The sequence below is a fragment of the Bacillota bacterium genome, from assembly GCA_029961055.1.
GTDB lineage: Bacteria > Bacillota > Sulfobacillia > JAIMAT01 > JAIMAT01 > JAIMAT01.
Genome location: JASBVM010000001.1, coordinates 89122 through 109008, shown reverse-complemented (window position 1 = coordinate 109008; position 19887 = coordinate 89122). Strand labels below are relative to the sequence as shown.

18 protein-coding genes and 1 tRNA gene are annotated in these 19887 nt (G+C 76.3%); 4 read left to right on the top strand and 15 right to left on the bottom strand.

Annotated features, from left to right (window positions below; all coding sequences use genetic code 11):
• Window positions 1–56: 56 nt before the first annotated feature.
• Entirely contained in the window at window positions 57–1886 is a 1830-nt protein-coding gene (locus tag QJR14_00495; GenBank protein MDI3316107.1) for an ABC-ATPase domain-containing protein, read from the bottom strand.
• Between the two features lie 144 nt (window positions 1887–2030).
• Here QJR14_00495 and QJR14_00490 point away from each other — a divergent pair, with 144 nt between their 5' ends.
• Window positions 2031–2702: a hypothetical protein gene (locus tag QJR14_00490; protein MDI3316106.1), complete on the top strand. Its 672-nt coding sequence runs from the start codon at window positions 2031–2033 to the stop codon at window positions 2700–2702.
• Between the two features lie 204 nt (window positions 2703–2906).
• On the opposite strand, the gene QJR14_00485 is transcribed toward QJR14_00490, so the two are convergent.
• Genes QJR14_00485 through QJR14_00450 form a run of 8 tightly spaced genes read right to left on the bottom strand, consistent with a single transcriptional unit; the run spans window position 2907 to window position 10364 of the window.
• Window positions 2907–4526: a recombinase family protein gene (locus tag QJR14_00485; protein ID MDI3316105.1), complete on the bottom strand. Its 1620-nt coding sequence runs from the start codon at window positions 4524–4526 to the stop codon at window positions 2907–2909.
• A gap of 19 nt (window positions 4527–4545) precedes the next feature.
• Window positions 4546–4746: a hypothetical protein gene (locus QJR14_00480; protein MDI3316104.1), complete on the bottom strand. Its 201-nt coding sequence runs from the start codon at window positions 4744–4746 to the stop codon at window positions 4546–4548.
• 37 nt (window positions 4747–4783) lie between these two features.
• Window positions 4784–5404, bottom strand: coding sequence for an orotate phosphoribosyltransferase (gene pyrE, locus QJR14_00475; GenBank protein ID MDI3316103.1), 621 nt, complete (start codon window positions 5402–5404; stop codon window positions 4784–4786).
• Window positions 5401–6147, bottom strand: a complete 747-nt coding sequence (gene pyrF / locus QJR14_00470; GenBank protein MDI3316102.1) for an orotidine-5'-phosphate decarboxylase — start codon at window positions 6145–6147, stop codon at window positions 5401–5403. The genes pyrE and pyrF overlap by 4 nt, the downstream gene beginning before the upstream one ends.
• Complete coding sequence (locus QJR14_00465) at window positions 6144–7148, bottom strand: dihydroorotate dehydrogenase (protein MDI3316101.1); 1005 nt, start codon at window positions 7146–7148, stop codon at window positions 6144–6146. Before QJR14_00465 ends, pyrF begins: the two co-directional genes overlap by 4 nt.
• Window positions 7145–8050: a hypothetical protein gene (locus tag QJR14_00460; protein ID MDI3316100.1), complete on the bottom strand. Its 906-nt coding sequence runs from the start codon at window positions 8048–8050 to the stop codon at window positions 7145–7147. The genes QJR14_00465 and QJR14_00460 overlap by 4 nt, the downstream gene beginning before the upstream one ends.
• Window positions 8047–9387 carry a dihydroorotase gene (locus tag QJR14_00455; protein ID MDI3316099.1) on the bottom strand — a complete coding sequence of 447 codons (1341 nt, stop codon included), beginning with the start codon at window positions 9385–9387 and terminating at the stop codon, window positions 8047–8049. The genes QJR14_00460 and QJR14_00455 overlap by 4 nt, the downstream gene beginning before the upstream one ends.
• Entirely contained in the window at window positions 9384–10364 is a 981-nt protein-coding gene (locus QJR14_00450) for an aspartate carbamoyltransferase catalytic subunit (GenBank protein MDI3316098.1), read from the bottom strand. Before QJR14_00450 ends, QJR14_00455 begins: the two co-directional genes overlap by 4 nt.
• A gap of 240 nt (window positions 10365–10604) precedes the next feature.
• Between QJR14_00450 and QJR14_00445 the strand changes: the two genes are divergently transcribed.
• Window positions 10605–11378: a response regulator transcription factor gene (locus QJR14_00445; GenBank protein MDI3316097.1), complete on the top strand. Its 774-nt coding sequence runs from the start codon at window positions 10605–10607 to the stop codon at window positions 11376–11378.
• 4 nt (window positions 11379–11382) lie between these two features.
• Entirely contained in the window at window positions 11383–12858 is a 1476-nt protein-coding gene (locus tag QJR14_00440) for an ATP-binding protein (GenBank protein MDI3316096.1), read from the top strand.
• A 314-nt stretch (window positions 12859–13172) separates the two neighbouring features.
• Here the strand turns inward: QJR14_00440 and selB are convergent, their stop codons facing one another.
• The 4 genes from selB to QJR14_00420 form a co-directional block, all read right to left on the bottom strand.
• Window positions 13173–15116 carry a selenocysteine-specific translation elongation factor gene (gene selB, locus QJR14_00435; GenBank protein ID MDI3316095.1) on the bottom strand — a complete coding sequence of 648 codons (1944 nt, stop codon included), beginning with the start codon at window positions 15114–15116 and terminating at the stop codon, window positions 13173–13175.
• Between the two features lie 53 nt (window positions 15117–15169).
• Window positions 15170–16117 carry a thioredoxin-disulfide reductase gene (gene trxB / locus QJR14_00430; GenBank protein ID MDI3316094.1) on the bottom strand — a complete coding sequence of 316 codons (948 nt, stop codon included), beginning with the start codon at window positions 16115–16117 and terminating at the stop codon, window positions 15170–15172.
• 82 nt (window positions 16118–16199) lie between these two features.
• On the bottom strand, window positions 16200–16982 hold the full coding sequence (locus QJR14_00425) for a glutamine amidotransferase (protein ID MDI3316093.1): 783 nt from the start codon (window positions 16980–16982) through the stop codon (window positions 16200–16202).
• Window positions 16975–18381 carry a MurT ligase domain-containing protein gene (locus tag QJR14_00420; GenBank protein MDI3316092.1) on the bottom strand — a complete coding sequence of 469 codons (1407 nt, stop codon included), beginning with the start codon at window positions 18379–18381 and terminating at the stop codon, window positions 16975–16977. Before QJR14_00420 ends, QJR14_00425 begins: the two co-directional genes overlap by 8 nt.
• A 98-nt stretch (window positions 18382–18479) precedes the next feature.
• On the opposite strand from QJR14_00420, the gene QJR14_00415 reads away from it, so the two are divergent.
• Window positions 18480–18556, top strand: a tRNA-Pro gene (locus QJR14_00415).
• Window positions 18557–18599: 43 nt separating this feature from the next.
• Here QJR14_00415 and QJR14_00410 read toward each other — a convergent pair.
• Both QJR14_00410 and QJR14_00405 read right to left on the bottom strand, forming a co-directional pair.
• Window positions 18600–19457 carry a 2-phosphosulfolactate phosphatase gene (locus QJR14_00410; protein MDI3316091.1) on the bottom strand — a complete coding sequence of 286 codons (858 nt, stop codon included), beginning with the start codon at window positions 19455–19457 and terminating at the stop codon, window positions 18600–18602.
• Window positions 19454–19882 carry an NUDIX domain-containing protein gene (locus QJR14_00405; GenBank protein ID MDI3316090.1) on the bottom strand — a complete coding sequence of 143 codons (429 nt, stop codon included), beginning with the start codon at window positions 19880–19882 and terminating at the stop codon, window positions 19454–19456. The genes QJR14_00410 and QJR14_00405 overlap by 4 nt, the downstream gene beginning before the upstream one ends.
• Between the last annotated feature and the right edge of the window lie 5 nt (window positions 19883–19887).

The window sequence follows — 19887 nt, the reverse complement described above, 5'->3', positions numbered from 1 at the left end:
ACATGGCGTCCAGCCGGAAGGGTACGGTGCATTATAGGGACGGCCGCGGAGGCTTGTCAAAAGGTTTCTCGCAGCCGCTCCACGTCGACGTGCAGGCCGCGGAAGCGGTTGATGGCGGCGGCGATCTCGTAGCGGCGCGGCAGCGCCCAGTCGCCGCGCACCTCCTCCGGGCGCTCGACCAGGGAGCGCCAGCCGCCGCTACGGAGCGCTTCCTCCGCCGCCTCCAGCAGCTCGGGCATGGCCGGCGTCGCGCCGCCGGCGCCCTCCCGCTCCATCCGCGCCAGCAGGCGAAGGATGTGGCCGATGGCGCGGGACTGGGTCACCTCCACCACCTGCTCCACCGCGCCCAGGTCGATCTCCCAGCGGCCGAAGCGGAGCTCGTCCACCTCCTGGGAGCGGATCCTCGCCGGCCGGCGCTCCTCCGCCTCCAGCACGGCGAGCCGCGGGTGGCGGCGGATGCGGAAGCGGACCGGTCCGGGCGCCTCGGGCTCGCGCTGGGAGGGGAGCTCCTCCGTCAGCCGCCGGGCTTCCTCGGTGATGACGGCGGGGCGGAACTCGCGCATGGCGATGACGTGGTCGGCCACGTCCAGGTAGTCGCCCACGCCTCCCACCACCAGGATGGTGGAGACGCCCAGCTCGTCGCGCAGCTGGCGGACCCGGTCGACGAAGGGGACGATGGGCTCCTGCTCCCGCGGGATCAGCCGCTGCATGCGCCGGTCGCGGACCATGAAGTTGGTGGCGCAGGTGTCCTCGTCCATCAGGAGGAGGCGACTCCCCGCCTCCAGCGCCTCGGCGATGTTGGCCGCCTGGGAGGTGCTGCCGCTGGCCAGCTCGGTGGTGAACGTCTCCGTCTCGACCCCGCCCGGCAGCCGCCCGATGAAGGGCGAGATGTCCACCGCCGTGACCGCGCGGCCGTCCTCCGCCCGCACCTTGACCGCGTCGCGGCGGGTGAGGCAGAGCTCCCGGCCGTCACCCGGGATGTGGTCGTAGACGCCCAGCTCGACGGCCCGCTCGAGCGTGCTCTTGCCGTGGAATCCGCCGCCCGTGATCAGCGTGACCCCCTCGGGGATGGCCAGTCCCTGCACCTCCCCCGCGTGGGGCAGGAGGAAGCTCTGGCGCATCTCCCCGGGCGCGCGGAAGGGGACCGCCCGCCCCGGGTCCAGCGGCAGGTCGCTCACCCCGGAGCGGCGGGGCAGGATGCTGCCCTCGGCCACGAAGGCGACCAGCCCGCGCTCCTCCATCAGCCGGCGGGCGACCGCCTGGTCGGCGGCCACCTCCTGCCAGGCGCGCAGCTGGCGGGCGTTGAGGCTCCGGTAGAGGAGCGCCTCGCGGACCACCGCCGGGATCTCCTCGAGGAGCAGGATGGCCGCCTGCCGTCCCAGGATGGTCCGGCCGTCGGCCGGCAGCCCCGCCTGGAAGCGCCAGGTCAGATGCCCCTCGGCGTCCACCTCCATGGCGCTCCGCGGCAGGAAGGACTGCCCGGGTTCGGCCACCCGGATCTCGCCCGAGTGGCCCGTCCCGCGCCTCCGCTGCCCCCGCGCCTGGAGCACGCGGACCACCTGCCGGAGGAGGAAGTCGGCGGTGGCGATCCGCCCCTCCGGGGTCTGGAGCGGCTCCAGCGGCAGGCCGTGGACTTTGGCCTCCATCTCCACGCGCAGGCGCGACGGCTCGGCGAAAGGATCGCCCTGGACGTGGTCGACGTGGAGCGTGAAGCCTCCCAGCGACCAGCGGCCGGCCAGGCCCTGGTACGCCTTGTACCCCCGGCCGTCGAGGCGTTCCAGGAGCGCCCGCAGCCGCTCGGCGTCGGGCTGCGGCGGGCGGCTCCGCGTCTCCATGCCCGCGCCCCGCGGCGGTCGCCGGGCGCCCGGGTCGAAGCCCATCTCCATCCTCGCCTCCCAGGGAAGAGCATGCGCAGCGCCTATGCTAAGCGTTTCCGGGCGACCTCGTCCAGGCGCGAGCGGGGCGGGCGGGCGCCCTCCGGGCCCCCGGGGGGCCCGGAGCACATATACTGGGCCGCTCGTGCACGGGAGGTGGGAGCGATGGACGCGCAACCCGACCAGGAGAACCGGGAGCGGGGAGCGGGCCACCGGCCGCTTCCTCGCCCGCGGAGGGCAGGCGAGGGTGGCGAGGAGCCTTCCGCCCCGGTGGGAGGGGTGGCCTCCGCCGGCCCGGGCGGCGCCGCGACCGAGCCGGCCGCCGCCCTTTCGCCCGGGCCCGCCCAGGAGAAGAGGGCCGTGCCGGAGGCGCCGGGGGAGCCCGGCCCCGACGGCCCGCAGGCGGAAGGCGACGGCGAGGAAGGCGGCCGGCTCCGGGCGCCGGCCGCGGGCGGTGCGGAGCGGAGCAGCGGCGGTCCGGGCCGCCGGACCCGCCGCCCGCTCCGAACCCTGCGCTGGGAGGAGCTGACGCAGGAGCTGCGCGGCATGCACGCCGCCCTGCAGGCGCTGGAGCAGCGGACGGAGGCGCTGGTGGAGCTGGCCGAGCTCGCGCGGCTGCTGGTGACGAAGCCCGAAGAGGTGGTCAGCGGCCTGAGGGCGCTGGCGGAACAGCTGGAGCGCAGCGACCCGCCGGCCGGTCGCCCGGTCGCTGCGGCCGGCGGCCCGCCCACGGCGGGCCGGGCGGAGGAAGGCGACGATCCCCTGGCGGAGCTGCTCCGCTCGCCGCAGGTCCGGCGGACGCTGAGCCGGCTGCTGGGGCAGGGCTGACCGGGCTGGCCGGCCCGGTGCCGCGGCCGCGCCGTCGCCCTCTGCCCTTCCTCCTCCCGGCGACCGGGCGCGGGCGGACCCGAAGGCCACCCGGGGAGGCGTGCGGGGAGAGGGGGTTCACCCCCTCTCCCCGCGCGCGATCCACCCGGCTCGGCTGTCCGGGCGGCTTCTCAACCCTGGCTGTGCTCGCCCATCCAGTCGTCGTCAAAGATCAGCTTGATGATGATCAGGAGGATCGTCCCCCCAGGCGGAAAGCCGCCCCGCCCGGGAGCCCGGGGCGGCCACCCCCGCGCCGCCGGCCGCGCCCGGAGGCAGAAGGAGCCGGAGGCGCACCTCCGCCCGGCCGGCCGCGTCGGCGGTCACCTCGATCCGCTCGACCAGCTCCGCGAGGATCCGCCGGCGCAGCGCCCACTCGGGCTCCCGCGCCCGGCCGGCGGCGGGCGGTCGCCCTTCCTCCCCGCCGCCGCGGCTCCGCCGCCCGCGCCCGGCCTCCGCCCGGAGGGCGGCCGCCTCGCGCAGGAGCGCGCTCCGCTCGGCGCGCAGGCGCTCGCTCTCCGAGGCGTACCGCGCCGCCGAGAGGAAGCCCTGCTGGAAGGCCCAGAGCGTCCGCTCGCGCGCCCGGCGGAGGGCGCGCAGGCGGTCGACGAGAAGGCGACGCCGCGCCCGGCGCTCGGCACCCGCCCCTTGCGCCTCGCCCGCGCCCGCCTCCGCCCCGGGGGCGGCCAGCCCGGTGAGGCGCTCCTCCACCGCCGCCCAGACCCTGGCCTCCAGGAGGTCGGCGGGCACGTAGCGGCCGTGGGCGGGCGGAGGCGGCGAGCCGGCCGCCCCGGCGAGCGGTGTGGCGCCCGCCCGGCGCGCGCTCCGGCAGACGTAGTAGCGGAAGAGACGGCTGCGCTGCCGCCGGCTCTGCCCCACCATGGGCGCGCCGCAGTGGCCGCAGCGCACGAGCCCCCCGAGGAGGAAGGGGGTGGCGCCGCGGGCGCCCGCCGCTTCCTCCCGCCGGAGGCGGCGCTGGACCGCCTCCCACCGCTCCGCCTCCACCAGCGGCGGCACCTCGACCAGCGACCACTCGTCGCGGGGCCGCTCGCGCGTCCGCCGGCGCCGGCCCTGGCGGGTGATCGACCAGCGGTGGACCCGGAGGCGCCCGCGGTAGGTCTCGTTCCTCAGGATGCGGGCGACCGTGCGCGCCCACCAGCGAGGCCCTCCGCCCGGCGCCGGGATGCCGAGCGCGGCCAGGCGCCGGGCGATGGCGGCGGGTCCGAGGCCTTCCTCGGCCCAGGCGAAGAGGAGCTGGACCACGGGCGCGGTCGCCGGGTCGGGGAGGAGGCGGTCGCCCTCGGGGTCGAAGCGGTAGCCGTAGGTGCGGGGCGCGTTGATGATGCCGCCGGCGCGCGCCTTGGCCAGCTTGCCGCGCGTCGTCCGCTCGCGGATCTTCTCGCGCTCGTACTCGGCGATGGCGCCGCGCAGCGCGTAGAAGAGACGGCCGTCCGGCGTGTCGCGCCACTCGTAGCCGACGAACTCCAGGCGCGCCCCCGAGCGCGTGATCTCCTCGGTCAGGAGGAGTTGGAGCGCCAGCGAGCGCGCCAGCCGGTCGGGGTCGAGGACGACCACCAGGTCGAAGGCGCGGCGGCGGAGGGCGCCGCGCAGGCGCTCCAGCTCCGGGCGGTCGAGCGTGTCGCCGGGGACGCCGCGCTCGACGAAGGCGACCACCTCCTCGGCGCCCAGCTCGAGCGCGCGGCGGCGGCAGAGCTCTTCCTGGCTGCGGAGGCTGTAGCCGCCCACCTGCTCCTCGGAGGAGACGCGGGCGTAGACGGCGGCGCGCATCCTTCGCTCCAGGCTCCGGTCAGCGGCCCGGCCGCCCGGCCGCGCGACCCCCCGCCCGGCCGGCCGCCTCCTCCGGCCCGGGCGCCGCCCCCTCCCCCGCCCGGCTCGCCCGCCAGAGGCGGAGCGCCTCGCGGAGCGCCGCCTCCTCCGCCGGCGTGGACGGAGGAAGCGCCTCCACCCGGAGGCGGAGACGCTCCCCGCGGATCCTGCTTCCTCGCATAGGCCCCTCGCCTCCCGGCGAGGCAGGCTATGCGGCGCTACGCCGTACCGTTCGCGGCCGCGCCCAGGTGGCGGCTCCCCGGCCGCTCGACGGGCAGGCCCCTGCGGCAGAGCGGGCAGTCGCCGGCGGGCCAGCTGGGAAGGTCGAGCCGGGCGCCGAAGGCGGCCGGCACGTCGAAGCGGACGGCGCCGCCGGAGCGGTCGGCCACCGCCGCCACCGCCAGCACCCGCGCGCCGGCGGCGCGGGCCAGCTCGATCAGCTCGCCGACCGAGCCGCCGGTGGTGACCACGTCCTCGGCCACCACCACCCGCTCGCCCGGTTCGAGGGCGAAGCCCCGCCGCAGGCGGAGCGCGCCCTCCTCGCGCTCGGCGTAGAGCGCCCGCGCCCCCAGGCGCCGGGCGAGGAGGTAGCCCAGGATGACGCCGCCGAGCGCAGGGCCGGCCACGGCGTCCACTTCCTCGCGCAGGAGGGGGGCGAGCCGCCGGGCGAGCAGGTCGGCCGCGCGCTCCGCCGCCTCGGGCCGCTCGAAGAGCCGGGCGCACTGGACGTAGCCGTCGCTGTGGCGGCCGGAGGTGAGGAGGAAGTGGCCCCGCCGGAGCGCCCCCACCTCCTCCAGGAGCCGCCGCACCTCGAGATCCTGCGCATCGTCGCCGCTCATCGCAGCACCTCCAGCACGCGCCCCAGCGCCGCCACCGGATCGGGGGCGTGCCGCACCAGGCGCCCGAGCACCAGCAGGTCCGCCCCCGCCAGGGCGGCCTCGGCCGGCGAGGCCACCCTCCTCTGGTCGTCGCCGGCGGGCGGCTCGCCCGGCAGCCGCAGGCCCGGTACGGCCAGACGGGGCCCGGGGCCGAAGCGGCGCCGGAGGCCGGCCACCTCGTGCGCGGAGGCGACCAGCCCGTCGACGCCCGCCGCCAGCGCCAGCTCGGCCAGGCGCAGGGCGGTGGCGGCCACGCCCCGCGCGAAGCCCATCGCCGCGAGGTCGGCTTCCTCGAGGCTCGTCAGCACCGTCACCGCCAGGATCCCGGGCCGCCCGCCGGCCTCGTCGCGCGCCGCGCAGGCGGCCTCGAGCATGGCGCGGCCGCCGCCGGCGTGGACCGTCAGCCAGCGGGCGCCGAGGCCCGCCGCCGCGCGGACCGCCTGCGCCACCACGGCGGGGATGTCGTGGAGCTTCAGGTCCAGGAAGAGCTCGCCCCCCCGCCCGGCCAGCCAGCGGGCGGGCTCCGGGCCATAGGCCGTGAAGAGCGCCGGGCCGATCTTGAAGCCGCTCAGCGCGCGCCCCTCGGGCGTCTCCAGCAGCCGCTCGACCAGGCGGCGGTCCGCCTCCCAGGCGGGTCCGTCCAGCGCCAGGAAGAGGAACGGCCTCCCGCGGTCGCCCGCCTGCCTGCTCCCGGTCGGGCTCAAGCGCCTCCCCCCTCTCCCTGTCCCTCTCCCGCCCGGCGCGCAGGCCGGGCCGCGCCGATCATCGCCTCCACCGAGGCGAAGCCCTCGCGCCGCAGCAGCGCCTCCAGCTCGGCCGTCACCCGCAGGCAGGCGTCGGGCTCGACCAGGTTGGCCGTCCCCACCTGGACCGCCCGCGCCCCGGCCATGAGGAATTCGGCCGCATCCTCGCCGCTCCGGATGCCGCCCACGCCGATGACGGGCACCTCCACCGCCCCGGCCACCTCCCAGACGGCGCGGAGCGCCAGCGGCTTGACGGCCGGACCCGACAGGCCGCCCTGGCCCCGGCCGAGGACGGGGCGGCGCCGGTGCACGTCGACGGCCATGCCCCGGAGCGTGTTGGTCAGCGTGATGGCGCTGGCGCCGGCTGCCGCCACCGCGCGCGCCACCGCCAGGAGGTCGGGAGCGTCGGCCGCCAGCTTGGCGAGGAGCGGCAGCGAGGTGGCGCCGCGCGCCGCCTCCACCACGGCCGCGGCCAGCCGGGGGTCGCGTCCGAACTCGGTGCCGCCGGCGCCGACGTTGGGGCAGGAGAGGTTGAGCTCGATCCCCGCCACGCCGGGCGCCCCCTCCAGGCGGCGGGCGAGCTCGGCGTACTCGCCGACGCCGGTCCCCCAGACGTTGACGAAGACGGGGATGCCCAGGGCCGCCAGCCAGGGGAGCTCGTCGTCGACGACCGCCTCGATGCCCGGATTCTCGAGGCCGACGGCGTTCAGGAGGCCCGCCGGCGTCTCCGCCAGCCGGGGCGGCGGCGCGCCCAGGCGCGGGCGGAGGCTCGTCCCCTTGGTCACCAGCGCACCCAGGCGGCGGAGGTCGACCCAGGCGGCCATCTCGCGGCCGTAGCCGAACGTCCCCGAGGCCGGCATGACCGGCGTCTCGAGCCGCCAGGGCCCCACCCGCACCGCCAGCTCGGGAGCTCCCCGCTCTTGGCGAGCCGGGAGCGGGCCGGAACCCCGTCCCGCCGTCATGCGCCCGCCACCTCCTCCTCCCGCGGCCAGCTCTCGCCCAGCGCCAGCCGCTCCAGCTCGAAGACCGGTCCCTCGGTGCAGAGCCGGGCCACCCGGACGGCGCCCGCCGCTCTCGGCCCGCCCGGGGCGCCCTCCCTCAACAGGACCGCACAGCCGAGGCAGCTGCCGATCCCGCAGGCCATCGCCCCCTCGAGCGCCGCCCAGGCGGGAAGCGGCGCGCCCCCGCGCGCCTCCGTCGCCGCGGCGCGGAGGGCGATCAGAAGCTGCTCCGAGCCGGCGGCGTAGAGGGCGTCGACGCCCTCGGCGATCCGCTCGGCCGCCCGGGCGGCGGCTGCGGCCAGGGCGGCCGCCCTGCCCTCCGGGCCATGGCCGCCGGCCACCTTGTCCAGCGCGCCCAGGCGCCGGATCTCCGCCTCCACCGCCGCATCGACCTCGCCCGCGAGCAGGATCCCCGGCCGGAGGCCGCGCCGGTCGAGCTCCTCGGCCAGCGCCCAGAGCGCGAGCCATGCGCCGCCCTCCGCCACGAGCAGCGGTCGCTCCAGCTCTGCCGGCAGCGGAAAGGGGCGGCCGAGCGGGCCGAGGAAGTCGACCTCCTCGCCCTCCCCCCGGAGCGCCAGACGTCCCAGCGCGCGGCCGCCCGGCCGGACGGCCAGGCGCAGGGCCCCTCGCTCCCGGTCGATGCCCACCGGGGTGAGCGCGCGGCGGAGGAGCGGGGTGCCTTCCTCGCCCAGGCGCAGGTGGAGGAACTGTCCCGGCCGGGCCTCGCGGGCCGCCTCCGGCGCCTCCAGCCAGAGCTCGCGGAGGGCGGGTGCGCCGGGAGCCGCCCCGGCGCCCCTCCCCGCCCCGCCGTCGTCGCCGTCGTCCACGCGCAACCAGCGGTTCCGCACGATCCGCCCCTTCACCGCACCGGAGCCTCCCCGGTCCGGAGGAGCTCCGGCAGCGCCAGCCGTGGCGCCGCGTAGGCGACCTGCCCCTCCACCAGCGTCAGGAGCACCTCGCCGCGCACCCGCCAGCCGGCGAAGGGCGTGTTCCGCCCGCGGCTCAGCCACGCCTCGGGGTCGACCGGGAGCTCGGGCCGCGGATCGTAGACGAAGAGGTCGGCGGGGGCGCCCGGCCGGAGCGCCGGCGGCTCGAGGCCGAAGAGCCGCGCCGGCCCGGCCGACATGCGCTCCACCAGCGTCGCCAGGTCGATGCGGCCGGCCAGCACCCCGTAGGTGTAGAGGAGCGGGAAGGCCGCCTCCAGGCCGGCGATGCCGAAGGGGGCGTGGGCGAAGCCGCGCGCCTTCTCCGCCGCGGTGTGGGGCGCGTGGTCGGTGGCGATCGCGTCGAGGGTGCCGTCGACGAGACCGGCCCAGAGCGCCTCCAGGTCGGCCTGGCCGCGGAGCGGCGGGTTGACCTTCGCCTCGCTGCGGAAGCCGGCGCAGGCGGCCTCGGTCAGGAGGAGGTGGTGGGGCGTCACCTCGGCCGTGACGGCCAGGCCCGCCGCCTTGGCCGCGCGGACCGCGGCGACGGCGCCGGCGGTGGAGAGGTGGGCGAGGTGGAGGCGCCCGCCGGTCTCGGCCAGGAGGGCCAGGTCCCGGGCGACCATGGCCGTCTCGGCGGAGGCCGGCTGGCCGAGGAAGCCCATGGCGAAGGCGGTCTCCCCCGCGGCCAGGGGCTCGCCGGCGGAGAGCGCCGGCTCCTCCTCGTGCGCCACGATCACGGCCCCCAGCTGGGCGGCGTAGAGGAGCGCCCGGCGCAGGACGGCGGCGTCGGCGACGGGCGAGCCGTCGTCGGAGAAGGCGACGGCGCCGGCCTCCCGCAGGCGGCCCATCTCCGTCAGCTCCCGGCCCTCGCGCCCGCGGGTGACCGCGGCCAGGGGATGGACGCGGACCACCGCCGACTCGGCCACCTTGGCCTGGAAGGCGGCCAGCGCCTCCACGCCGTCCAGCGGCGGCCGGCTGTTGGCCATGGCGCAGACGGTGGTGTAGCCGCCGTGGGCGGCCGCCCGCGTGCCGCTGGCCACCGTCTCCTTGCCCGCCTCCTCGAAGTCGCGCAGGTGGACGTGCGGGTCGACCAGCCCGGGAAGGAGATAGGCGCCCTCCAGGTCGAGGACGGGCGAGGAGCGGAGGAGGGCGGGGTCGGGTCGGGCTTCCCGCCGCAGCTCGACGATCCGCCCTTCCTCGATGGCGAGCGACCCCTCGTGCTCGCCGCCCTCCGGATCGACGAGGCGGGCGCCGGTCAGCCAGAGGCGGCTCATCGCGCATCCTCCCCTTCCACGGCCCGCTCCAGGAGCGCCATGCGGACGGCGACGCCGTTCCGCGCCTGCTGGAAGACCAGCGAGCGGTCGGAGTCCATCACGCTGTCGTCCAGCTCGACGTTCCGGTTGACCGGCGCCGGGTGGAGGACCACCGCGTGGGCCGGCAGGAGGCGGACCCGGTCGGCGGTCATCCCCCAGCGCTGGCGGAACTCGCGTTCGGAGGGGACCAGGCCGTCCGCCATGCGCTCGCGCTGGAGGCGGAGCGCCATCACCGCGTCCACCTGGCCCAGCACCTCCTCCGGCCGCTCCACGCGCCGGACCTCCTCGGGAAGCCAGCCCAGAAGCGTGGCCGGCCCGCTCACCCAGAGGCGGGCGCCCAGGGTGGTGAGCGCCCAGATGTCGGAGCGGGCCACCCGGCTGTGGGCGATGTCGCCCAGGATCAGGAGGCGGAGCCCGCGCAGCACGTCCAGGTCCAGCTCGCCCGAGCGCCGGGCGCCGCCGAAGTGCTCCGCCAGCGTCATCACGTCCAGGAGCGCCTGGCTCGGATGCTCGTGCATGCCGTCGCCGGCGTTGAGGACGGCCAGCCGCGAGGCGGCCGCCGCGGCGCGGAGGGCCGCGCCCGACTCGGGGTGGCGGAGGACCATCACCTCCACCCCCACCGCCTCCAACGTGCGGACCGTGTCCTCCAGAGTCTCCCCCTTGCGCACGCTGGAGCTCTCGGCCTCCACCGTCAGCGTGAGGCCGCCCAGGAGCTGGGCGGCCTGCAGGAAGCTGTTCCTCGTCCTCGTGCTGGGCTCGAAGAAGAGCGTGGCCACCGTCCTGCCCGCCAGCGCCTGCGGGAGCGGCTCGCCCTCCAGCCAGGCGCGCTTGAGCTGGGCGGCCCGGCCCAGGACGGCCGCCAGCGCCTCCCTCTCCAGTCCCCGGACACCCAGGAAGTGACGCCCTACGCCCGACCGGGTTTCCACCCATGTCGCCAAGACCGCTCACCCTTTCCGGGCCCGCGGTGCCGGCCCCTGACGGAACGAGCCCCTCGCGCGGCCATTCCGGCCTGCGCGAGGGGCTCGCGGTCATCCGCCCTGATGGGAGCCTGTGGGGCACCGCCTTGCCAGCCTCGCCGGACCGGCTTAAAGGCCATCGTCAGCTCGACTCTAGAGGCTGGAGGCGTCCGAGTCAAGCCGCGAGCCGCGCGTGGTAGGCTGGGGGGCGGAGGTGCGCGCGTGGAGCGGGATCCGGGCTCGCCCGGAACGCGGGTGCTGGTGGTCGAGGACGAGCGGAAGCTGGCGGAGATGATCGCCGACTTCCTCCGGGCGCAGGGCTACGCCTGCGAGACGGCCGCCGACGGCCTCACCGCCCTGGACCGGTTCGCCTCGGGCCGGGCCGAACCGGATTTCGTCATCCTGGACCTGATGCTGCCCGGTCTGGACGGCCTCGAGGTCTGCCGCCGCATCCGGAGCCGCTCGCGCGTCCCCATCCTGATCCTGACCGCCCGCGGCGAGGAGGCGGACCGCCTCCTCGGCCTCGAGCTGGGCGCGGACGACTACATGGTCAAGCCCTTCAGCCTCCGCGAGCTGGCCGCCCGGGTGCGCGCCATCCTCCGCCGGAGCCGCGGGGAGGCGAGCGCCTCGCCCGGGGCGGAGGAGACGGCCGAGACCGTCCACGCGGCCGGCCTGCTCCGCATCTACCCCGAGCGGTACCGGGCGGAGGTGGACGGGCGCGAGCTGGAGCTGACCCGGACCGAGTTCCGCATCCTCGACCTCCTGGCGGAGCGGCCCGGGCGCGTCTGGACGCGGCTCCAGCTCCTGGAGGCCGCCTTCGGCGCGGAGTACGCGGGCTACGAGCGGACGGTGGACACGCACATCTCCAACCTGCGCAGGAAGCTGGCCGCCGCGGGCGGCGACCCTCGCTGGATCGGCACGGTGCACGGCGTCGGCTACCGGCTCGACCTGCCCGGGGAGCCCCCTGCCGCCGCCTCGCCGCCGGGGGGACGGTGAGACGATGACCGAGCCCGTCCCCGGCTCCCGCTGGACCTTCCGCCTGCGCGTCGGGCTGGCCATCGCCGGCGTCGCCTTCGTCGCCCTGCTGGTCGCCGCCTGGTGGGGCGAGGCCGCGCTCCACCGGGGCTTCCAGCGCTACCTGACGGAGGCCACCCAGGAGCGCGCGGACGAGATCGCCCTCCGGCTCGCCCAGGCCTACCGGCGCGAAGGCGGCTGGCCGCCGCTTCTGCAGGATCTGGAGGCCGGAGGTCGCGGCCGCGGCCTGCGCCTGTTCGGTCTGGACTCTCCGGCGCCCGGCGCCCCCGCGGGCAGGGGGCGCGCGGCCCCCCTGGCCAGCCGCCTCCTCGGCTCCGCCTGGGCGCTGACCGACGCCCGCGGCCGCCTGCTCTACGCCACGGCCGCCTTCGACCGGGAGCTGCTCCGGGACTCCGCCGGCACGCTGATCCGGGCGCCGGTGGAGGCGGGCGGCCGCCGGGTGGGCACGGTCTGGCTGGCGCCTCCACGCCTGTCCTGGGTGCAGACGCTGGAGGGCGAGTTCCAGGCCACCGCCACCCGCCAGGTCTTCCTGGGCTCCCTGGTGGCGCTCCTCCTGGCGGCGCTGGCGGCGGCGCTCCTCTCGCGCTGGCTCTCCGCCCCGCTCCGCCAGCTCCTGCTCACCGTCCGGCGCCTGGCCCAGGGCGACCTCGGCGCGCGGGCGCCGGCGGCGGTCAGCTCGCAGGGGGACGAGTTCGGGGAGCTGGCCAGGGCGCTGGACGGCCTCGCCGTCCGGCTGGAGGAGTCGGAGGCGGGGCGGCGCCGGCTGATGGCCGACGTGGCCCACGAGCTGCGGACGCCGCTGGCGGTGCTCCAAGGCCACCTGGAGGCGATCCACGAGGCGGGGGAGCCGCCGCGACCGGAGACGATCCTCTCGCTGGAGGACGAGGTGCTGCGCATGAGCCGCCTGGTGCGCGAGCTCCAGGAGGTCAGCCTGGCCGAGGCGCACGCCCTGGAGCTCCGCCCGCAGCGGCTGCCGGTGGCGCCCCTGGTCGCGCACATGCTGGAGCTCTACCAGGCCGAGGCCGACTCCCGCGGCGTCCGCCTGGAAGGAAGCGCGGCCGGCGAGCTGGCCGTCCGGGCGGACCGCGACCGGCTGGTCCAGGTGCTCTCCAACCTCCTGGCCAATGCGCTCCGCCACTGCCCGGCGGGCGGCTCCGTCACCCTCTCCGCCGAGCCGGCACCCGCCGGGGACGGCGGCGGCGTCCTCTTCCATGTCACCGACACCGGTCCCGGCATCCCGGCGCGCGACCTGCCCCTCGTCTTCGAGCGCTTCTGGCGCGGCGACCCGGCCCGCAGCCGGGAGACCGGCGGGAGCGGGCTCGGCCTCGCCATCGTGCGCAGCTTCGTCCAGGCGCAGGGCGGCCGCGTGGACGTGGAAAGCCCCTGGCCTCCGGGCGCCAGGGGCGGGACGCGCTTCTCGGTCTGGCTTCCCGCCGCGTGAGGCCGGGGCGGCCGCGGACGCCCCGTACTTGATCCGGGCGGAACGATGCTCAGGAGGATGATCAGGCGGAACAACGGTCCGTGCAGGAATCCTCCCCAGCCTTCCTCGTTCATGCTCTGCCCCCTCTCCCGTCGGTTCCAGGGTCCGGCTCCCGGCGCCGACGGCCTCTCACTCGTGTTCGTCGTACTGGCAGTGGTGCGACTGGACGACGATGAGGTAGATGAGCAGGATCACGATCAACACCGACAAGTCGTTCTCGTGGAACCAGCCGCGGGACACCTCCGACCCTCCCTTCCGCCAAGACTCGTCCCAGCCTATTCGGAAGGGGAACGCCGGGTGCCGCCCGCCGGGCCCGGCACCCGGTCGTCGCCGGCCCTGCGGGTGACGCCCAGCTCGTCCAGCCGCTCGGCCAGCGGCACCGCGTACTTGCGGGTGGTGCCCAGGAGGTCGCGGAGCTGCGCCAGGGTGAGCCGCGGCTCCCTCAGGAAGTGCTCGCGCACGCGCCGGACCGCCTCCTCCACGGCGCTGCGGTGGAACCAGAACGTCCCGGCGCGTTCGATCCGCCCCGACTCCTGCAGGTAGCGCAGGACCTCGGCCAGCGGCGGTGCGCCGCGGGGCAGCTCCAGCCCCTGGGGATCCGGCGGGTCGAAGGGACGGGTGCGGAGCGCTTCCTCGACGCGGGCGGCGGCGCCCGCTGCCGCCGGCGAGAGCCGGGGCTCCCAGCCCGCCGGCTGGACCAGCTCGCCGCGCAGCCGGAGCCGGCCTCCGGCGGCCCAGCGCTCCAGGAGCTGGCCGAAGGCGCGCGGCGAGAGGTCGGGGAGGAGCGCCTGGCGCAGCTCCTCCCTGGGAAGGCCGTGGCGAAGCGGGTTGGCCTCCAGATGCTGGCGGAGGCGCGCTGCCAGGCGCTCCAGGAGGGCTTCCTCGGCGTTGCGGCCGAGCCAGACCCCCTCGGCCGCCTGCGAGGCCTCCCCCCGGCGGGCGAGGCCCTCCAGGAGCGGCCCCAGCTCGGCGGGGCGGGCCTCCACCGCCCGGGCCAGCTCCTCCAGGCTCCACGGGCGCGGGTCGTCGAGGAAGGAGCGGAGCACCTCCACGCGGTCCCCCCGCGCCAGCCGCTCGAGGCGCTCCAGGCCGGCCCGGTCGCCCCGGCGGACGCGGCGGACGGGATCGATCACGTCGCCTCCGCCGATGGCGCGGGCGGGCGAGTAGCTGCGGATGACGAAGCGGTCGCCCCGGGCGACCACGAGCGGGGTCTCGGAGCGGAAGTAGACCGGGGCGCGCTCGCCCGGCCGGAGCTCGTCCCGGTCGAGGAGAACGATGCGGCCCAGGCTCTCCCGGGTGCCGGCGTGCAGCCGGACCCTGGCGCCGTTGGCGAGCGGCCGGGCGAGCCGCCCCAGCAGCTCCAGGTGGCCGGAGAAGCCGAGGCTCGCCCGGAAGACGCCGGGCGTGGCGACCACGTCGCCCCGGACCACCTCGTCGCGGTCGAGGCTGATGTTCAGCGCCACCCGGTGGCCGGCGGTCGCCTCCTCCACCGGCCGGTTGTGCACCTGGATCCCGCGCACCCGCAGCGGCCGCCCGGAAGGAAGGAGCTCCAGCCGCTCCTCCAGGCGGACGCGGCCGGAAGCCAGCGTCCCGGTCACCACGGTGCCGAAGCCGGCCATGGTGAAGACGCGGTCGACGGGGAGGCGGGCCGGGCCGGTCGCCGGACGCGGCGGCGTCCCGGCCGCCACCTGCTCGACGGTGGCCAGCAGCTCCTCCAGGCCTTCCCCCGTGAGGCTGGAGACGTGGACCAGGGGCGCCCCCTCCAGGAAGGTCCCGCGGACCGCCTCCCGCACCTCCTCGTCCACCAGGTCGAGCCACTCCCGGTCGACCAGGTCCACCTTGGTGACCACCAGGAGCCCCCTGCGGACGCCGAGCAGCTGGAGGATGTCCAGGTGCTCCTCGGTCTGGGGCATGACGCCCTCGTCGGCCGCCACCACCAGGAGGACCAGGTCCATTCCGCTGGCGCCGGCCACCATGTTCTTGACGAACCGCTCGTGGCCGGGCACGTCGACGATGCCGGCCTCCCGCCCGCTGGGAAGGCGGAGGTGGCCGAAGCCCAGGTCGATGGTGAGGCCCCGGCGCTTCTCCTCGGGGAGGCGGTCGGGGTCGGTGCCGGTCAGCGCCCGGATCAGCGTGCTCTTGCCGTGGTCGACGTGGCCGGCGGTGCCGATGATGAGCGGCGCCGGGCCTTCGCTCCCGGCGGGCGCGGTGGCGGACATGCGCGGCCTCCTCCGGTCGGCCTCTTCGGCCTCGGCTCGACTCCCAGCCGGGTTCAGGCCCGGGCGGCCACGGCCCGGGAGGCGAGGTAGGCCTCCGCCTCCATGGCGGCGACGGTGCCGTCGCTGACCGCCGTGGTGATCTGCCGGATCTCCTTGGGCCGGATGTCGCCGGCGGCGAAGACGCCGGGAAGGGTGGTGCGCATGTGCTCGTCGGTGACCACGCGGCCCAGGGCGTCCCGCTCGATCTCGGGCGGCAGGAAGTCCGAGTTGGGCTTGAGACCGACGTAGGGGAAGACGCCGTCGCAGGCGATCTCCCGCCGCTCGCCGGTGACGACGTTGCGCACGCGCACGCCGGTGACCCGCTGCTCGCCCAGGATCTCCTCCACCACGTGGTTGAAGAGGAACTCCATCTTGGGGTTGGCGCGCGCCTTGGCCTGCTGCGCCTCGCTGGCGCGGAACCGGTCGCGCCGGTGGATCACCAGCACCTTGGAGGCGAAGCGGGTCAGGTAGTTCCCTTCCTGGAGCGCGGAGTCGCCGCCGCCGACGACGACGCACAACCTGTCCTGGAAGAAGGCGCCGTCGCAGGTGGCGCAGTAGGAGACGCCCCGGCCGCGGAGCAGGTCTTCCCCGGGGACGCCCAGCTTCCTCGGCTCGGAGCCGGAGGCGATGATGACGGTCCGGGCCAGGATCTCGCCGTCGCTGGTGCGGATCCGCTTCAGCTCGCCGTCGGCCATCTCGAGCCCTTCGACGACGGTGAACTCGATCTGGGCACCGAAGGCGCGGGCGTGCTTCTCCATCGTCTCCGCCAGCTCCGGACCGGTCACGCTGCGAAAGCCCGGGTAGTTCTCGATGTCGTTGGTGGTGGCGATCTGGCCGCCCGGCACCTCCTTCTCCAGCACCAGCGTCTCCAGGTTGGAGCGAGCCGTGTAGAGCGCCGCCGTCAGACCCGCCGGGCCGGCGCCGATGATCACCACGTCGTACGGATCGTTCTTGAAGGCCAATGGGTTTCCCTCCGCTCCCGAAAGTGCGGTGCGACCGGCTGACCGACCCTGCCGGCCGCGCCTCTCCTTCATCCTTCCACACTTACCATGCGCCCCGCCGGTCCCTGGAGCAAGTCGGCTGGACGGCAGCCGCGCCCAGGCGCCGCAGCGCGGCCCGGTGGGCGATCTCCTCCCAGCGGTCGTCCAGCGGCTCCAGCCGGTCGATGCCGTACTTCCTCCGCCAGGCGGCCAGGATCAGCCAGTCGCCCAGGCGCGGGTTCTTGGGCAGGAGCGAGCCGTGGAGGTAGGTGCCGATGGCGTTCAGCCAGCGGACGCCCTCGCTGCCGTCCCGGTCGTTGTTCCCGTGGCCGCGGAGCACCCGCCCCAGCGGGCGGACGGAGGGCCCGAGCCAGGTCCGGCCGGCGTGGTTCTCGAAGCCGACCAGGGTCCGGTCACCCTCCTCCCAGAGGTCGCTCTCGATGGCCACGTTGCCGATCAGCCGCCGCGACCCCGCCTCGGTCCAGAGGTCGAAGAGGCCGACGCCGGGGATCTTCTCGCCGGATACCGTCCTGTAGTACCGGCCCAAGAGCTGGTAGCCCCCGCAGACGGCCAGGAGCGGCATCCCGTCCCGGACCGCGGCCGCCAGCTCGCGCGCCTTCCCCCGCGCCAGGTCCTCGGCGATCCAGCGCTGCTCGCGGTCCTGCCCGCCGCCGATGAAGACCAGGTCGATCTCGCTCATGCGCAAGGGGTCGCCCGGCTCCAGCGGCAGGACGGTGACCCGGCCGCCGCGGCGGCGGACCCGGTCGGCCAGCGCCAGAAGGTTACCCCGGTCGCCGTAGAGGTTGAGCTCGCGGGGGTAGAGGTGGCCGATGCGCAGTTCAAGCACCGCGGCGAGCCCCCCGTTCCCAGAAGGCGGCCACCGGGTAGCGCCGGGCCAGGCGCCGGTGGAGATCGAGCAACGCCGTGTAGGTGAGGCAGACCGTCACCGGCCTGCCGCGGGGAAGCCGGCGGAGCGCCCCGTCCAGCGCACGCTCCGGGTCGGGCTCCAGCTCGATCCGCTCCCGGTCGGCGCCGGCGATGGCCAGGCGCAGCGCCATGTCCTCGGCCCGCAGGCCGGAGGCCAGGAGCGGCCGGCTCCGGGCGAGGAGCGCCAGGTGGTCCTCGAAGCGGACGTCCCAGAGCCAGGAGATGTCGTGCCCGTCGGCGTCCAGGTCGTTGATGGCCAGGACGAGCGCCCCCGGTTCGCCCTCGCCGGCCAGCGTCTCCAGGACCGCGTCGAAGCCGGCCGGGTTCTTCACCAGCGCAAGGCGAACCGGGTGGCCGTCCGCCTCGAACCGTTCCATCCGGCCGAAGACGGGCGTGGCCTCGGAGAGCGCCCGGCTGATCGCCTGCGCCGGCCAGCCCAGCAGCCAGGCGGCGGCCGCGGCCGCCACGGCGTTGTAGGCGTTGTAGAGCCCGGGCAGCTGGAAGCGCGCCAGGTCGGCCAGCTCCTGCCCGCCGGCGCGGATGCGGAGCGCCGTCTCGCGCCCGTTCCGGAGCACCTGCCCCACCACCTCCGGACTGGGACGGCGGAACCCGCAGCCGGGGCAGGCGTAATCGCCCAGGTGCGCGAAGGTGACGCTCCGGTAGCGGAGCGGGCGGCCGCAACGGGGGCAGAGGATCGCGTCGCCGCCGGGCTTCCTGGCGGCGCCGCCGGCCACCTCCAGGGCGAAGGCGTGGACCTCCCGGTCCGGCCGGGCGAGCGAGGCGACGTGCGGGTCGTCGGCATTGAGGAGGAGGGCGGTCTCCGGCACCGCCGTGATTCCCTCGGCCACGCGGCCCACCGCGCCCAGCAGCTCGCCGTACCGGTCGAGCTGGTCGCGGAAGAAGTTGGTCACCACGATCAGGCGCGGGCGGAGGGCGGGCATGGCCCGCGCCACCGTCGCCTCGTCCACCTCCAGGACGGCGAACTGGTCGGCGCCCTCGGCCCGTTGCCCCGCGAGGGCGGTGACCAGGCCGCTGATCAGGTTGGCTCCGGCGGCGTTGTGGGCCAGGCGGAGCCCCGAACGGCGGCCGATCTCGGCCAGCAGCGTGGCCGTGGTGGTCTTGCCGTTGGTGCCGGTGACCACGGCGCTCCCCTTCTCCAGGGTGCCGGCGAGCTCTTCCAGGAGCCGCGGATCGAGGCGCTGCCCCCAGAGGCCCGGCAGGCTGGAGCCGCCGTGCCCGGCCAGCCGGGCCAGACGCTCCAGCGCCACCACCAGCCGCCAAGCCACGGCGAAGCGAAGGGAAGAACGGGCCGCGCTCATGGCGTCCCCATCGACCTCCCGCCCGGCGACCCTGCCGTCGCCCCGCGGTCGCCCGTTTGACAAGGGCCGATGACCGGCCGTAGAATGCGAGACGCCGCCGGGATGTGGCCCAGTTTGGCAGGGCGCCGCGTTCGGGACGCGGAGGTCGCGAGTTCGAATCTCGCCATCCCGACCATTTTGTCTACCTCTTCTCTGTACGTTTCCCCGAGTCGAACGTTTCAGGATCGCTCCGTGTCACGCCGGGCGGCGTCCAGCTGGGATGCCGGCCCGTCGAGCGCGACCACCCTTCCTTCGCGGAAGATGGGGATGACGCCCAGGCTGTCGAGGCGGAGCGCGTCGTCCAGGTCGTCCGCCAGCCCGACCTCGGCCAGGGCGCGGGCCGCCCGGCCGGGCTCGACCAGCGCCCGGAGCCGGCGTCGTCCGGCCCGCCAGGCGAGCCAGGCCGCCTCCGCGGCGTCGTCCAGGCGGAGCCGCCCGGGCGCCAGCGCCTCGACGCCTTCCCAACCCTCCTCGCCAGGCGCGTCGCCCGTCGCCGCGTGCAGCCTGTCGATCAGGCAGCCGGCGGTCAGGAAGTCCTCCACCGAAAAGCGGCCACCCGAACCGGAACAGATCAGGGTGAGCCGCTCCGCCCCCGTGCGGAGCAGTTCGCCCGCGACCGCGCCCGCGTTGACCAGCGCGGCGCAGTAGAGCCGCGCGGCCCGGGGCGCGGCGGCGTGGAGGGCGCGGGAGCCGTTGGTGGTGAAGAGGACGATGCCCCGGCCGCCTACGCGCCCGGGGGTGAACTCCGCCGGGGAGTTGCCCAGGTCGAAGCCGGGGATGCGGATCCGCTCGCGCTCGCCCGCCAGCAGGGGTGGCTGGCCGGCCGGGTCCTGGAGAGCCCGCCGGGCGGTCCAGGCCGCTTCCTCCGAGTCCACCGGGAGCACCCAGGCCGCGCCCGCGGCCAGGGCCGTGGCGATGGAGGTGGTGGCGCGGAGCGTGTCGATGACCACCGCCGCCCGTCCCTCGAGCTCGCGGGGCTCGATCTCCTCGCGGCGGGTGACCAGCCGCACGTCCATCCGCCCGGCCGTCGCGCTCATGACCCGGCTTCGCCGCCCAGCGCCTCGAGCGCCGCCTCCAGCACCGGCCGGTTGTTCGGATACTGGGGAAGCCCTCCCACCTCGTCCGGCCGGAACCAGCGGACCTCCCGCGTCTCACCTTCCCGCGGGCGCGGATCGCCGCCCGTGGCCCGGACCAGGAAGTAGCGGACCTCCTTCTCGACCTCCTCCGACGCGCCCGCCGGGAGGAAGCGGTACCGGACCGCGGCCAGCTCGTCGACCACCTGCCCGGTCACCCCGGTCTCCTCCTCGATCTCGCGGAGTGCGGCCTCCTCGTCGCTCTCGCCGTGCTCGACGTGCCCCTTGGGAAAGGTCCAGCGGCCGAAGCGATCGAGCACCAGAAGGATCGACGGCACCTCCCGCCCCGGGAGGAAGACGACCCCTCCCGCCGCGCGCTCGAAACGCACCCTCT

Bases quoted from the DNA above. Each gene is read 5' to 3' on its own strand.
- QJR14_00455 (MDI3316099.1), bottom strand. From the start codon at position 9,387: ATGAGCCGCCTCTGGCTGACCGGCGCCCGCCTCGTCGATCCGGAGGGC.
- pyrE (MDI3316103.1), bottom strand. From the start codon at position 5,404: ATGAGCGGCGACGATGCGCAGGATCTCGAGGTGCGGCGGCTCCTGGAG.
- QJR14_00495 (MDI3316107.1), bottom strand. From the start codon at position 1,886: ATGGAGATGGGCTTCGACCCGGGCGCCCGGCGACCGCCGCGGGGCGCG.
- QJR14_00485 (MDI3316105.1), bottom strand. From the start codon at position 4,526: ATGCGCGCCGCCGTCTACGCCCGCGTCTCCTCCGAGGAGCAGGTGGGC.
- QJR14_00410 (MDI3316091.1), bottom strand. From the start codon at position 19,457: ATGAGCGCGACGGCCGGGCGGATGGACGTGCGGCTGGTCACCCGCCGC.
- QJR14_00465 (MDI3316101.1), bottom strand. From the start codon at position 7,148: ATGACGGCGGGACGGGGTTCCGGCCCGCTCCCGGCTCGCCAAGAGCGG.
- selB (MDI3316095.1), bottom strand. From the start codon at position 15,116: ATGTCCGCCACCGCGCCCGCCGGGAGCGAAGGCCCGGCGCCGCTCATC.
- QJR14_00440 (MDI3316096.1), top strand. From the start codon at position 11,383: ATGACCGAGCCCGTCCCCGGCTCCCGCTGGACCTTCCGCCTGCGCGTC.
- QJR14_00480 (MDI3316104.1), bottom strand. From the start codon at position 4,746: ATGCGAGGAAGCAGGATCCGCGGGGAGCGTCTCCGCCTCCGGGTGGAG.
- QJR14_00420 (MDI3316092.1), bottom strand. From the start codon at position 18,381: ATGAGCGCGGCCCGTTCTTCCCTTCGCTTCGCCGTGGCTTGGCGGCTG.